Annotated in this window: 12 protein-coding genes and 3 tRNA genes; 1 reads left to right on the top strand and 14 read right to left on the bottom strand. The window is 57.0% G+C overall.

Annotated elements, in window-relative coordinates:
* Window positions 1-224: 224 nt before the first annotated feature.
* Complete coding sequence (gene nadC / locus BLW70_RS09175) at window positions 225-1,073, top strand: carboxylating nicotinate-nucleotide diphosphorylase (RefSeq protein WP_074873682.1); 849 nt, start codon at window positions 225-227, stop codon at window positions 1,071-1,073.
* Between the two features lie 50 nt (window positions 1,074-1,123).
* On the opposite strand, the gene BLW70_RS09170 is transcribed toward nadC, so the two are convergent.
* The 14 genes from BLW70_RS09170 to glmM all read right to left on the bottom strand — a co-directional run bounded on the left by BLW70_RS09170 (window position 1,124) and on the right by glmM (window position 13,461).
* Entirely contained in the window at window positions 1,124-1,429 is a 306-nt protein-coding gene (locus tag BLW70_RS09170; RefSeq protein ID WP_074873679.1) for a DUF6388 family protein, read from the bottom strand.
* Window positions 1,430-1,566: 137 nt separating this feature from the next.
* Window positions 1,567-1,639: transfer RNA gene (locus BLW70_RS09165), tRNA-Thr, on the bottom strand.
* 139 nt (window positions 1,640-1,778) lie between these two features.
* Window positions 1,779-3,884: a polyribonucleotide nucleotidyltransferase gene (pnp, locus tag BLW70_RS09160; RefSeq protein WP_008005453.1), complete on the bottom strand. Its 2,106-nt coding sequence runs from the start codon at window positions 3,882-3,884 to the stop codon at window positions 1,779-1,781.
* Window positions 3,885-4,081: 197 nt separating this feature from the next.
* Window positions 4,082-4,351 carry a 30S ribosomal protein S15 gene (gene rpsO / locus BLW70_RS09155; RefSeq protein ID WP_003176135.1) on the bottom strand — a complete coding sequence of 90 codons (270 nt, stop codon included), beginning with the start codon at window positions 4,349-4,351 and terminating at the stop codon, window positions 4,082-4,084.
* A 117-nt stretch (window positions 4,352-4,468) separates the two neighbouring features.
* Window positions 4,469-5,386, bottom strand: a complete 918-nt coding sequence (truB, locus tag BLW70_RS09150) for a tRNA pseudouridine(55) synthase TruB (protein WP_074873678.1) — start codon at window positions 5,384-5,386, stop codon at window positions 4,469-4,471.
* A gap of 3 nt (window positions 5,387-5,389) precedes the next feature.
* Window positions 5,390-5,791: a 30S ribosome-binding factor RbfA gene (gene rbfA, locus BLW70_RS09145; RefSeq protein WP_008149016.1), complete on the bottom strand. Its 402-nt coding sequence runs from the start codon at window positions 5,789-5,791 to the stop codon at window positions 5,390-5,392.
* 159 nt (window positions 5,792-5,950) lie between these two features.
* Window positions 5,951-8,479, bottom strand: coding sequence for a translation initiation factor IF-2 (infB, locus tag BLW70_RS09140; protein WP_033058116.1), 2,529 nt, complete (start codon window positions 8,477-8,479; stop codon window positions 5,951-5,953).
* A 27-nt stretch (window positions 8,480-8,506) separates the two neighbouring features.
* The gene (nusA, locus tag BLW70_RS09135) at window positions 8,507-9,988 is read right to left on the bottom strand and encodes a transcription termination factor NusA (protein ID WP_008024459.1); all 1,482 of its coding nucleotides are present in this window, start codon (window positions 9,986-9,988) and stop codon (window positions 8,507-8,509) included.
* Window positions 9,989-10,035: 47 nt separating this feature from the next.
* Window positions 10,036-10,494 carry a ribosome maturation factor RimP gene (gene rimP, locus BLW70_RS09130; RefSeq protein WP_010463487.1) on the bottom strand — a complete coding sequence of 153 codons (459 nt, stop codon included), beginning with the start codon at window positions 10,492-10,494 and terminating at the stop codon, window positions 10,036-10,038.
* A gap of 138 nt (window positions 10,495-10,632) precedes the next feature.
* Window positions 10,633-10,709, bottom strand: a tRNA-Met gene (locus tag BLW70_RS09125).
* 96 nt (window positions 10,710-10,805) lie between these two features.
* Window positions 10,806-10,891 (bottom strand) — tRNA-Leu (locus tag BLW70_RS09120).
* Between the two features lie 22 nt (window positions 10,892-10,913).
* The gene (gene secG, locus BLW70_RS09115; protein WP_030128079.1) at window positions 10,914-11,297 is read right to left on the bottom strand and encodes a preprotein translocase subunit SecG; all 384 of its coding nucleotides are present in this window, start codon (window positions 11,295-11,297) and stop codon (window positions 10,914-10,916) included.
* 4 nt (window positions 11,298-11,301) lie between these two features.
* On the bottom strand, window positions 11,302-12,057 hold the full coding sequence (gene tpiA, locus BLW70_RS09110; RefSeq protein ID WP_074873676.1) for a triose-phosphate isomerase: 756 nt from the start codon (window positions 12,055-12,057) through the stop codon (window positions 11,302-11,304).
* 66 nt (window positions 12,058-12,123) lie between these two features.
* Complete coding sequence (glmM, locus tag BLW70_RS09105; protein ID WP_074873675.1) at window positions 12,124-13,461, bottom strand: phosphoglucosamine mutase; 1,338 nt, start codon at window positions 13,459-13,461, stop codon at window positions 12,124-12,126.
* Window positions 13,462-13,472: the final 11 nt, after the last annotated feature.

Genomic DNA, 13,472 nt, shown 5'->3' with positions numbered 1-13,472 from the left:
TGACGTCAAAAGCAAGGCGGATTATCTTGCAAAAGATGTCTTCTCTACCAGCAGACTCTGCGTTTCCTTTTGAAATAGACGCTCGCGGCAGACGCTGACTTAGTACCGATTGCTCAGGCGAATCGACCAAATGCAGGTTTCAGAGCGATGGGAACGCCTCTGATGCCTTGGGTTGCCCAGCACCATGGCCCTATAATCGGGCCACTTTGTTTGTGGAGTCCGTTATGCCGAATCTACGTCTCGCCGATTTGACCGCCGAAATCGAAGCCAACGTGCGCCGTGCGTTGCTCGAAGACATCGGCAGCGGCGACATCACCGCACAGCTGATCCCGGCCGAACGCCTGGCCAAAGCCACGATCATCACCCGCGACGCTGCCGTCATCTGCGGCACAGCCTGGGTTGATGCCGTGTTTCGGCAGCTGGACCCACGTGTTGCGGTGCACTGGCAGGTGCGTGATGGCGAGCGGGTGAAACCCAATCAGGCGCTGTTCCACCTGGAGGGCCCGGCGCGTTCGCTATTGACGGGCGAACGCAGTGCACTGAACTTCCTGCAGTTGCTGTCTGGCGTGGCCACGCGCGCGCAATACCTGGCGGATTACGTTGCCGAGACTCAGGTGAAGTTGCTCGACACCCGTAAAACCTTGCCGGGGCTGCGTCTGGCGCAGAAATACGCCGTGACCTGCGGCGGGTGCCACAACCACCGCATCGGCCTGTACGACGCCTTCCTGATCAAGGAAAACCATATTGCCGCCTGCGGTGGCATCCCGGAGGCCATCAAGGCCGCGCACAAGATTGCCCCGGGCAAACCGGTGGAGATCGAAGTGGAAAGCCTGGAAGAGCTGAAGGAAGCCCTGGCGGCTGGTGCCGACATCATCATGCTCGATGAACTGAGTCTGGATGACATGCGCGAAGCCGTGCGTCTGAACGCAGGCCAGGCGAAACTGGAGGCCAGCGGCGGCATCAACGAAAGCACGCTGCTACCGATCGCCGAAACCGGGGTGGATTACATCTCGATTGGTGCGATGACCAAGGATGTGAAAGCTGTCGATCTGTCGATGCGCCTGAGCCTTTGATAACGCCTGTGTGAATGAAAAACGCCAGCCTCGTGAGGCTGGCGTTTTTGTCAGACCACCAGATTATTCATCTCGCAGTACTCTTCCCACTCGACACCCAACACCTCGGCAGCCTCCTTGTGCAGAACAAGGCGCGCAGCCTCGAACTCTTCAGGGGTTGAGGTGTACTTGAGCGTCAGCTCCCACGGCTGCAAGCCCTGGGACTCTGCCTCATCCTCGAACGCCCACTGGATCTGGTCTTTCTGATCGTCAGCGGGCAAGTCCTTGATCTCTTCGGCTAGCTGAGGCGACTCCGCCAAATACTTCTCCAGCGCTTTTTCGTGTCTGGCTTCTTGGGTCAATTCTTTAACGGTCATGGCGTTCTCTTTGATCTGAGGAATGGAAGATGGATCTGGATCATCAAGGATCTCTCTGACGCAAAAAAACCGTTTGAAGCCCGGTTTGTCTGGCCTTCAGAACCATTCGGGATCATCTGAAAACAACGTGTCGCTCGTGCCCGAGACAGGAATCGAACCTGCGACCTTCGCGTTACGAGTGCGCTGCTCTACCAACTGAGCTACACGGGCAGTGGGCTAAACCTAGCACTGACTTTGGGGTCAGGCAACTTCATGGCTCGTCTCATTTTTTTGCAGGCAAAAAAATGCCCCGCAGCTTTCACTGCAGGGCATTTTTTACAACGTTGAAGCGGTCAGGCGTGGGGAGTGATTAAACGCCCGAAGCCTTGGCTGCTGCTACGTCTTTGATGGACAGCTTGATACGGCCGCGGTTGTCCACGTCCAGTACCAGTACTTCCACTTCCTGGCCTTCTTTGAGGATGTCGGTCACTTTTTCTACGCGAGCGTCGCTCAGCATCGAGATGTGAACCAGACCGTCCTTGCCCGGCAGGATGTTGACGAATGCGCCGAAGTCGACGATGCGCTCAACCTTACCAACGTAGATCTTGCCGATTTCAGCTTCTGCGGTGATGCCCAGAACGCGCTGACGTGCAGCTTCAGCAGCTTCTTTGGTTTCGCCGAAGATCTTGATCGAGCCGTCGTCTTCGATGTCGATCGAAGCCTTGGTCTCTTCACAGATCGCACGAATGGTCGCGCCGCCTTTACCGATGACATCACGGATTTTGTCGGTGTCGATTTTCATCGCGATCATGGTCGGAGCGTTTTCCGACAGCTCGGTACGCGACTGGCCAATGATCTGGTTCATCTGACCGAGGATGTTCAGGCGCGCTTCCAGGGCTTGGCCCAGAGCGATCTCCATGATTTCTTCGGTGATGCCCTTGATCTTGATGTCCATCTGCAACGCGGTCACGCCTTTGGCGGTACCGGCTACTTTGAAGTCCATGTCGCCCAAGTGGTCTTCGTCACCCAGGATGTCGGTCAGGACGGCGAATTTCTCGCCTTCTTTAACCAGACCCATGGCGATACCGGCAACCGGTGCCTTCATCGGAACGCCGGCATCCATCAGAGCCAGGGAAGCGCCGCAGACCGAAGCCATGGAGCTCGAACCGTTGGACTCGGTGATTTCCGACACAACACGGATGGTGTACGGGAACACGTCGGCAGCAGGCAGCATGGCCTGAACCGAACGACGAGCCAGACGGCCGTGACCGATTTCGCGACGACCGGCGCCACCCATGCGACCACACTCACCTACCGAGAACGGAGGGAAGTTGTAGTGCAGCATGAACGGGTCTTTTTTCTCGCCTTCCAGGGTATCCAGCAGTTGTGCGTCACGGGCGGTGCCCAGTGTTGCAACTACCAGAGCCTGGGTTTCGCCACGGGTGAACAGAGCCGAACCGTGGGTCTTCGGCAGAACGCCGACTTCGATGTTCAGCGGACGTACGGTCTTGGTGTCGCGACCGTCGATACGTGGCTTGCCGTTAACGATGTTTTCGCGAACGGTGCGGTATTCGATTTCGCCGAAAGCCGCTTTGACTTCAGCGGAAGTCGGTTGGCCTTCTTCGCCGGACAGCTTGGCAACCACCTGGTCTTTCAGTTCGCCCAGACGAGCGTAACGGTCGGCCTTGATGGTGATGGTGTAGGCCTGGGAGATCGCGTCGCCGAACTCGGCACGGATAGCGCCCAGCAGAGCAGTGGCTTCTGGCTGTGGAGCCCAGGTCCAGGTCGGCTTGGCAGCTTCAGCGGCCAGTTCTTTAACGGCGTTGATCACCACCTGGAACTCGTCGTGAGCAAACAGTACCGCGCCCAGCATCTGGTCTTCGGTCAGCTCTTTGGCTTCCGATTCAACCATCAACACGGCTTCCGAAGTACCGGCAACGACCATGTCCAGGCTCGAAGCTTTCAGTTGTTCGTAAGTCGGGTTCAGCAGGTAGCCGGTGCTTTCGTGGAACGCAACGCGGGCAGCGCCGATCGGGCCATCGAAAGGAATGCCGGAGATGGCCAGCGCAGCCGAGGTACCGATCATCGCAGCGATGTCCGGATCGGTCTTCTTGCTGGTGGAAACGACGGTGCAGACAACCTGCACTTCGTTCATGAAGCCTTCTGGGAACAGCGGACGGATCGGACGGTCGATCAGTCGGGAAGTCAGGGTTTCTTTCTCGGAAGGACGGCCTTCACGCTTGAAGAAACCGCCAGGGATCTTACCGGCAGCGTAAGTTTTTTCCTGGTAGTGAACAGACAGAGGGAAGAAGCCCTTGCCTGGATCGGCTTGCTTGGCGCCGACCACAGTCACCAACACGCTGACGTCGTCGTCAACGGTGACCAATACTGCGCCGGAGGCCTGACGGGCGATACGGCCAGTCTCGAGGGTAACGGTCGACTGACCGAACTGGAATTTTTTGATTACCGGGTTCACGGTGTCCTACCTTCTTTTGTGGCTCTTGGGGAACTTGTCTTCTTGCGAAATTCTTGGGCAACGCCGGGTATCGGCCCGACTGTCATTGTCCAGGTAAAGCAGGTATCCAGATAAAACTTGAGGCTGGGAGCCTGCCATGCGCCAGCGGGAAACCCACTGACGTACGACAGACAACCAACCTCTAGCGCAATCGCTTATTAGCGACGCAGACCCAGGCGACCGATCAGAGCCTGGTAACGGCCCAGATCCTTGCCTTTCAGGTAGTCCAGCAGCTTACGACGCTGGTTTACCATGCGGATCAGACCACGACGGGAGTGGTGATCTTTACCGTTGGCCTTGAAGTGACCTTGCAGCTTGTTGATGTTGTGGGTCAGCAGTGCAACTTGCACTTCTGGCGAACCAGTGTCACCAACAGCTTGCTGGTAGTCAGCTACGATTTGAGCTTTTTCTTGAACGTCGAGAGCCATGAGGCAATCCTTTTATCAGGAAACTGTTTCAAAGAAACAGTTTCAACAGGCCAGGGACAAATCCCTGTATCTAAAAATGAGTAGTGACCGTGCCTGTTAACAGCCACCCTCGTCCGGTCATTCTGACCGAATCAGTCGACGTGGCGCGATGCGCCCGTCTTCGCTCACTTCACCGATACCGATGAAGCGGCCATTGTGATCCTGTACCCGCACCATGCCGAACTTCGGTGCATCCGGGGCTCGTACCGGTTGGCCGTTAAGCCAGTAGAACGAGCTGTGCTCCGAGAACTGCAACAGTGGCCAATCCAGCAGGCCGCTGTCCGAGGGCATCAAAAAGCGGTCGACCGCTTCGTTGCCGCCTTCGGCATGTACCGCTTCCAACTCTTCCAGCGTGACTGTCTGTGCCAGCGTGAAGGGCCCGGCCTGGGTACGTCGCAGTTCTGCAACGTATGCGCCACAACCGAGTTGCTCACCGATATCCTCCACCAGGGTGCGGATATAGGTGCCTTTGGTGCAATCCACTGCAAGCCGCGCAGTATCACCTTCAAAGGCCAGTAATTCCAAGCGCGTAATAGTAACAGAACGCGGTTCACGCTCCACTACTTCACCTGCCCGGGCCAGCTTGTACAACGGCTGGCCATCACGCTTGAGCGCCGAGTACATGGGCGGTATCTGGCTGATTTGCCCACGAAATTTCGGCAGTACCGCTTCGACATCGGCGCGACCAACGGTCACCGGGCGCTCCAGCAAAACTTCACCTTCGGCATCGGCCGTGGTGGTGGTCTTGCCCAGTTGCGCCAGGGTTTCGTAACCCTTGTCGGAATCGAGCAGGTATTGCGAAAACTTGGTGGCCTCACCGAAGCACAACGGCAACACGCCGGTGGCCAGCGGGTCGAGACTGCCAGTGTGCCCGGCCTTCTCGGCGTTCAGCAGCCAGCGAACCTTCTGCAACGCCGCATTGGAGGTGAACCCCAAAGGCTTGTCGAGCAGGATGATGCCGCTGACGTTACGACGGATACGTTTGACCTGAGCCACCGATTACTCCTTGGTGTCTTCGGCTTCTGCCGCAACCGGATGCTGATTGTCTTCAGCGACCGCACGTTCGATCAATGCCGACAGATGAGCACCACGCACGACGCTTTCGTCGTAGTGGAAGTGCAACTGCGGAACGCTGCGCAACTTCATTTCGCGAGCCAACTGCATGCGCAGGAAACCGGCGGCGGAGTTGAGCACCTTGATGCTTTGCGCGATGTCTTCGGCGTTGTCCTGCCCCATCACCGTGATGAAGATCTTGGCGTGACCGACGTCACGGCTGACTTCAACAGCGGTAATGGTGACCAGGCCGACGCGCGGGTCTTTGACTTCACGACGGATCAGCTGTGCCAGCTCACGCTGCATCTGATCGCCGATACGTTGGGTACGGCTGTATTCTTTTGCCATGTCTTGTTACCTGTTACTGCCCCACGGTGAAACCCGAAGGGTCTGAAAGCGGCAAACGCCCGGCCTGACAAAAGCCAGACCGGGCGTTGCGTTTAGAGTCCTGACGATGCGCCGTGCATCTGCATGCGGCGGCTCATCGTGGCCCTTGAAGTGCGCGAGTTAGAGGCTGCGAGCAACCTGAACCTTCTCGAAGACTTCGATCTTGTCACCGACTTTGACGTCGTTGTAGCTCTTCACGCCGATACCGCATTCCATGCCGGCACGTACTTCGGAAGCGTCATCCTTGAAGCGGCGCAGGGATTCCAGCTCGCCTTCGAAGATAACGATGTCTTCACGCAGTACACGGATTGGACGGTTACGGTGAACAACACCTTCGATAACCATGCAACCGGCGATCGCGCCAAACTTCGGCGAACGGAACACGTCACGCACTTCAGCGGTACCCAGGATGTTCTCGCGAACATCGCTGCCCAGCATACCGGTGAGGGCTTTCTTGACGTCTTCGATGATGTCGTAGATCACGTTGTAGTAACGCATATCCAGACCTTCCTGCTCGACGATCTTGCGAGCGCCAGCATCGGCACGCACGTTGAAGCCGAACAGTACAGCGTTGGAGGCCAGTGCCAGGTTGGCGTCGGATTCGGTGATACCACCGACACCGCCACCGACAACACGCACTTGCACTTCGTCGTTACCCAGGCCGTTCAAGGCACCGTTCAACGCTTCCAGCGAACCACGGACGTCGGATTTGAGGACGATGTTGAGCGTCTTCTTCTCTTCCTGACCCATGTTCTCGAAGATGTTTTCAAGCTTGCCAGCGTGAGCACGGGCCAGTTTGACTTCGCGGAACTTGCCTTGACGGAACAGAGCCACTTCACGGGCTTTCTTCTCGTCAGCAACTACGCTCATCTCGTCGCCAGCGTCCGGGGTACCGTCCAGGCCGAGAATCTCGACAGGGATGGAAGGACCGGCTTCCTTGATTGGCTTGCCGTTCTCGTCGAGCATGGCGCGAACGCGGCCATAGTTCGAACCGACCAGCACCATGTCGCCTTGGCGCAGGGTACCGTCTTGAACCAGAACGGTAGCAACCGGGCCACGACCTTTGTCGAGACGCGATTCAACCACGACGCCACGGCCAGGAGCCGAAGGAGTCGCTTTCAGTTCCAGAACTTCAGCTTGCAGCAGAACAGCTTCGAGCAACTCGTCCACGCCAGTACCGACTTTCGCCGAAACCGATACGAACGGGGTGTCGCCGCCCCACTCTTCCGAAGTCACGCCGTGAACCGACAGTTCGCTACGGATGCGATCGAGATCAGCGCCCGGCTTGTCGATTTTGTTCACCGCAACAACCAGTGGAACACCAGCGGCCTTGGCGTGCTGAACGGCTTCAACGGTCTGCGGCATTACGCCGTCGTCCGCTGCAACCACCAGGATCACGATGTCGGTCGCCTTGGCACCACGGGCACGCATGGCGGTAAACGCGGCGTGACCAGGGGTGTCGAGGAAGGTGACCATGCCGCGTTCGGTTTCAACGTGGTACGCACCGATGTGCTGGGTGATACCACCGGCTTCGCCAGCAGCTACCTTGGCACGACGGATATAGTCGAGCAGCGAGGTCTTACCGTGGTCGACGTGGCCCATTACGGTCACAACCGGTGCACGGGAGAACGCTTCACCTTCAAACTTCAGGGACTCGGCCAGGGAATCTTCCAGGGCGGTGTCGCTGACCAGGGTCACTTTGTGGCCCAGCTCTTCGGCAACCAGTTGGGCAGTTTCCTGATCCAGTACCTGGTTGATGGTCGCTGGAGTACCCAGTTTGAACATGAACTTGATGATTTCAGCAGCCTTGACCGACATCTGCTGGGCAAGATCGCCAACAGTGATGGTCTCGCCGATCTTCACTTCGCGCACTACAGGGCCGGTTGGGCTCTGGAAACCGTGAGCGTTGCGTTTCTTCAGCTTGGCCTTGCCGCGACCACCACGACGGAAGCCATCGCTTTCTTCGTCGGTAGTACGTGGAGCAACGCGTGGAGCAGGCGCTTTCTCTTTGACCGAAGCACGATGCGGAGCGTTTTTGCGCTCACCATCGCCACTGCCACGACGACTGTTATCGTCGGCACGTGGTTTGTCCGGACGGCGCTGTTCGTTCTGCTTGTTACGAACGTCGGCAGACGGTGCTGGTGCAGCCGCCACAACCGGCGCGCTTTCACGTACTGGCTCGGCAACTGCAGCAGGCGCTGCAACGGCGTCGTTAGTAGCGGATTGCGCAGCAGCAGGCTGGCGACGTGCTTCTTCTTCGGCGCGACGCTTGGCTTCTTCTTCAGCCTTCTGACGTGCAGCATTTTCTACTGCGCGACGTTCTTCCAGTTCGCGTTTGCGCTCGGCTTCGATTTCTTCCGGGCTGCGCTGTACGAAAACTTTCTTTTTACGTACTTCAACACTGATGCTTTTGCTGCCAGCAACACGCAATGTGCTGGTGGTTTTACGCTGCAGTGTGATCTTGCGTGGTTCTTCCACTTTCGCCTTGTGGCTGCTTTTCAAGTGAGTCAGCAAAGATTGCTTCTCACTGTCAGTCACATGTTCTTCGGCGGCGGTGTGCGGCAGACCTGCCTCACGCATCTGCTGCAACAGGCGCTCTACCGGTGTTTTGACCTCATCGGCCAGTTGTTTCACCGTGACTTGCGTCATGCACTTCTCTCCTCAGGCCGCGCCTAATTACTCGAACCAGTGGGCTCGGGCGGCCATGATCAACTTGCCGGCACGATCATCGTCAATGCCGTCGATGTCGAGCAGGTCGTCAATAGACTGCTCGGCCAGGTCTTCGCGGGTAATTACGCCGCGCACCGCCAGTTCCATCGCCAAATCCTTGTCCATACCCTCAAGCGAGAGCAGGTCTTCGGCCGGATGGGCGTCTGCCAGCTTTTCCTCAGTAGCGATGGCTTTGGTCAACAAACGATCCTTGGCGCGAGCGCGAAGCTCGTTGACGGTTTCTTCGTCAAAGCCGTCGATGTTGAGCATTTCTTCCAACGGTACGTAGGCAATCTCTTCCAGGCTGGTGAAACCTTCATCTACCAGCACCTGTGCCAGGTCTTCGTCGACTTCCAGCTCGTCGATGAAGTTGCGCAGGATGTCGCCGGTTTCTGCTTGCTGCTTAGCCTGGATGTCCGATTCGGTCATCACGTTCAGGGTCCAGCCAGTCAACTGGCTAGCCAGACGCACGTTCTGACCACCTCGACCAATGGCCTGAGCCAGATTGTCTGCGCCAACGGCGATGTCCATTGCATGGGCATCTTCGTCAACGATAATTGCCGCCACTTCAGCCGGCGACATTGCATTGATTACAAACTGAGCCGGGTTGTCGTCCCACAGGACGATGTCCACACGCTCACCGCCCAACTCACCCGACACTGCCTGGACGCGCGAACCGCGCATACCGATGCAAGCGCCTTGCGGGTCGATGCGTTTGTCCTTGGAGCGGACCGCGATCTTGGCGCGCGAACCCGGGTCACGGGATGCTGCCATTACTTCGATCAGGCCTTCAGCGATTTCCGGCACTTCGATGCGAAACAACTCGATCAGCATTTCCGGCGCGGTACGCGACAGGATCAGCTGCGGGCCGCGGTTCTCGGTGCGGATTTCCTTGAGCAGCGCACGCAGGCGCACGCCAACCCGGAAGGTTTCGCGAGAAATGATGTCTTCACGAGCCAGCAACGCTTCGGCGTTGTTGCCCAGGTCGACGATCACGTTGTCGCGGGTCACTTTCTTCACGGTGCCGGAGATGATCTCCCCCAGGCGCTCGCGATAGGCATCAACGACTTGAGCGCGCTCGGCTTCGCGAACTTTCTGCACGATGACTTGCTTGGCAGTCTGCGCAGCGATGCGACCGAACTCAATGGACTCGATCTTTTCTTCGACTACATCACCAACCTGAGCACCAGGATGCGTTTCGGCAACCTTGCTCGGCCAGGTTTCGATGGCCGGATCGTCCAGGTCTGCTTCCTCGACGACCGTCCAGCGACGGAATGTCTCGTAAGCACCGGTGTGGCGATTGATTTCCACACGCAGATCGACTTCGTCCTCGAAACGTTTTTTGGTAGCAGTGGCCAGAGCCAGCTCCAACGCTTCAAAAATTACGTTTGCCGGTACGCCCTTTTCATTGGATACCGACTCAACAACCAGCAGTACTTCTTTGCTCATCGTACGCCTCGCCTTTCGCAAGCCATTGGATCCGCGGGATCCGCGTCTCAGTCAAAACTGGGAATAATGTTGGCCTTGTCGATCATATCGATCGGCAACAGGAACTCATGGTCTTCTACCTGCACCACGACGTCCTGCTCTTCTACACCGCGCAGAAGGCCCTGAAAGTTGCGTCGGCCTTCAAAAGGCGAGCGCAGCTTGATCTTCACTTGTTCACCGGCAAATTTTGCAAACTGCTCAATAGTGAACAGCGGGCGTTCCATGCCAGGCGAGGAAACTTCAAGGGTGTATTCAACGGCGATTGGATCTTCAACATCCAGAACACCACTGATCTGACGGCTGACAATGGCACAATCGTCCACCAGCACACCGCCCTCTTTATCGATATAAACGCGCAACATTGAGTGGCGACCTTGAGCCGAAAACTCAATACCCCAGCATTCATAGCCTAGGGCCACGACCACCGGGGCCAGCAAGGCCTGCAACTCTTCTAGCTTGCTCGACACCTGAACCCCCTCGTGCATGTATGTGCATGCTGTGCAAAATAAAAAAATGGGCGAAACGCCCATCCTTGAAACGCCGTCGAACAGCGGCGTTGAAAGTGTCCAGCTAACAAAAAGCCCCTTAAAAGGGGCTCCTTAAACTGGTTGCGGGGGCCGGATTTGAACCGACGACCTTCGGGTTATGAGCCCGACGAGCTACCAGACTGCTCCACCCCGCGACAAAGCTGGGGCGGAAGTATACGACCGATCCCTGACAGGGTCAATGTAACCTTCCACCTACAAGAAAGCCCGCTACTGCGGGCTCTCCTGATAATTGGTACCGAGAAGGGGACTCGAACCCCTACACCCTATGGGCACAACCACCTCAAGGTTGCGTGTCTACCAATTCCACCACCTCGGCAATACTACGTTTGAAACTCTTCTTACTTTTGCTCTTGAGCTGGAGGCACGTCAGTCGCTGGAGTAGCCGACTTTTGCTCTTGAAGCACCGGTACATCATCAGAAGCCGGTTGTTGCTTTGGAACTTCCAACACTGCTGGATTTGGCAAACCTACTTGAGTCAGCTCATGAGCCTTCTCTTTAGCAAAGTAACCTAACCCTAAGCTGGTTATGAAGAAACCGGCGGCAAGTATAGCAGTAAACTTACTAAGAAAGGTAGAGGAACCTTGGCTTCCGAACACAGTATTTGAAGCACCTGCTCCGAAAGACGCGCCAGCATCCGCACCTTTACCCTGCTGAAGCAATACCAGAGCAACTACGCCCAACGCACCCAGCAGATGAAAAACGACTACGACTGTTTCCAGCATTTTTTCAGTTTCCCGCGGCGCGACAAATCGCACCGAACTCATCTGCATTCAGGGAAGCCCCACCAATGAGCCCCCCATCGATATCCGGCATGCCGAACAGTTCGACCGCATTGGCCGCCTTCACGCTGCCGCCGTATAGAAGCCGCACACCTTGTGCGACCTCAGAATTCTCTGCCGCCAACTGAGCGCGAATGGCTGCATGCACATCCTGCGCTTGTTGCGGCGAAGCAGTCAGCCCGGTGCCAATGGCCCAGACCGGCTCGTAAGCGATTACTGCCTTTGCAAAAGCACCAACACCGAGCTCCTCAATGATACTGCCTAGCTGACGCCCGACAACCTCAAGAGTTTTTCCAGCTTCGCGCTCTTCAAGGGTTTCCCCTACGCACAACACTGGAATCAAGCCACATGCCTGTGCCGCTGCGAACTTGCGAATCAGCATTCCGTCCTGCTCGCCCATTATCTGGCGGCGCTCGGAGTGCCCGACAAGCACCAGGGAACAACCTGCATCTACCAACTGACTCGGCGAAATCTCACCAGTCAATGCACCTTGCATGGATTCCACCGCAGAATTCTGCGCGCCGACCGAAATCGACTTTCCTTCCAGGCCATCAATCACTTGATTGATATGCAAGAAAGGCGGGAATACCGCAACATCAACATCGCTCGGCAAGGCCAGATGACGAAGGCCATTGATCAGCTCAGCGACGCTGGCGCGGGTACCGTGCATCTTCCAGTTACCAGCTACCATAGGGCGACGCATGCTGTACCTCGTCGGTCAAAGTGGGCGCAGATGTTACCCAACACAATCATGGCTGGCAAGCCGAAATCAGGCAGAAACTTCAGTAACCAGTTTTGCCAGCTCTTCGGCATAGCCGCGAACCTGTTTTTCGTCCTCGCCTTCGACCATGACCCGCACCAGCGGTTCCGTCCCGGACTTGCGCAGCAGCACGCGCCCACGACCAGCCATGGCCTGGGTAACGCGCTCGCTTGCCTCTGTGACGAACGGGTGATCAAGAGGGCTCGCACCGCCGCCGAATCGAACATTGATCAGCACCTGAGGACACTTGCGCAGCGCCTGACGCGATTGCGCAAGCCCCTCGGAGCGAGTCTTCAGCGCCATCAATACCTGCAATGCAGCAATAATCGCGTCACCGGTGGTGGTGTGGTCGAAGCAGACAATGTGCCCGGAGTTTTCACCGCCCACCAGCCAATTGCGCTCCAGCAACTCGGAGATAACGTAACGGTCGCCAACATTGGCCCGCACAAAAGGAATCGCCAGATCCGCCAAGGCCAACTCCAACCCCAGGTTACTCATGAGCGTGCCGACAACACCGCCCTGCAACTTGCCGCGCTCATGCAAGTCGCGAGCAATGATGAACAGCAATTCATCACCGTCGACAACTGTACCGGTGTGATCAACCATCTGAACACGATCACCATCACCGTCAAAGGCAATACCCAAATCGGCATGCTCGGCCAACACAGCAGCTTGCAGCGGCTCCATATGGGTCGAACCGCAGTTTTCGTTGATGTTCAGGCCATTAGGATGAGCAGAAAGTACAACGACTTCGGCTCCCAGCTCACGGAATACACTCGGAGCCACCTTGTAGGTCGCGCCGTGAGCGCAGTCGATCACAATCTTCAGGCCCGCGAAACTGGTGCCTGTAGGGACGCTGCTTTTGCAGAATTCGATATAGCGACCTGAAGCATCGTTGATGCGCGATACCTTGCCGATCTTGCTCGACTCGACCACGGTCATCGGCGTGTCGAGCAACTCTTCGATCATATGTTCTACTTCATCGGGAAGCTTGGTGCCTTTCCCGGAGAAAAACTTGATGCCATTGTCATCGTGAGGGTTGTGCGAGGCACTGATGACGATGCCCGCTTCGGCCTGGAAAGTACGCGTCAAGTAGGCGATGGCCGGTGTCGGCATCGGGCCCAGGAGCATGACATCGGCACCCGCCGAAGTAAGTCCGGCCTCGAGCGCAGATTCGAACATATATCCGGAAATCCGGGTGTCCTTGCCCACCAATACCTTACAGGCGCCCATTTTGCGGAACGCCATGCCCGCAGCCCAGCCGAGCTTGAGCATGAAGTCAGGAGTAATCGGATATTCGCCGACCCGACCACGAATGCCGTCGGTACCAAAGTATTTCTTAGTCATAAGTACTCCAT

This window comes from Pseudomonas frederiksbergensis, from assembly GCF_900105495.1.
Classification (GTDB): Bacteria; Pseudomonadota; Gammaproteobacteria; order Pseudomonadales; family Pseudomonadaceae; genus Aquipseudomonas; species Aquipseudomonas frederiksbergensis.
This window is presented reverse-complemented; position numbering and strand designations above follow the sequence as displayed.

Bases quoted from the DNA above. Each gene is read 5' to 3' on its own strand.
- tpiA (WP_074873676.1), bottom strand. From the start codon at position 12,057: ATGCGTCGCCCTATGGTAGCTGGTAACTGGAAGATGCACGGTACCCGC.
- rbfA (WP_008149016.1), bottom strand. From the start codon at position 5,791: ATGGCAAAAGAATACAGCCGTACCCAACGTATCGGCGATCAGATGCAG.
- infB (WP_033058116.1), bottom strand. From the start codon at position 8,479: ATGACGCAAGTCACGGTGAAACAACTGGCCGATGAGGTCAAAACACCG.
- nadC (WP_074873682.1), top strand. From the start codon at position 225: ATGCCGAATCTACGTCTCGCCGATTTGACCGCCGAAATCGAAGCCAAC.
- secG (WP_030128079.1), bottom strand. From the start codon at position 11,297: ATGCTGGAAACAGTCGTAGTCGTTTTTCATCTGCTGGGTGCGTTGGGC.
- BLW70_RS09170 (WP_074873679.1), bottom strand. From the start codon at position 1,429: ATGACCGTTAAAGAATTGACCCAAGAAGCCAGACACGAAAAAGCGCTG.
- glmM (WP_074873675.1), bottom strand. From the start codon at position 13,461: ATGACTAAGAAATACTTTGGTACCGACGGCATTCGTGGTCGGGTCGGC.
- nusA (WP_008024459.1), bottom strand. From the start codon at position 9,988: ATGAGCAAAGAAGTACTGCTGGTTGTTGAGTCGGTATCCAATGAAAAG.
- rpsO (WP_003176135.1), bottom strand. From the start codon at position 4,351: ATGGCTCTCGACGTTCAAGAAAAAGCTCAAATCGTAGCTGACTACCAG.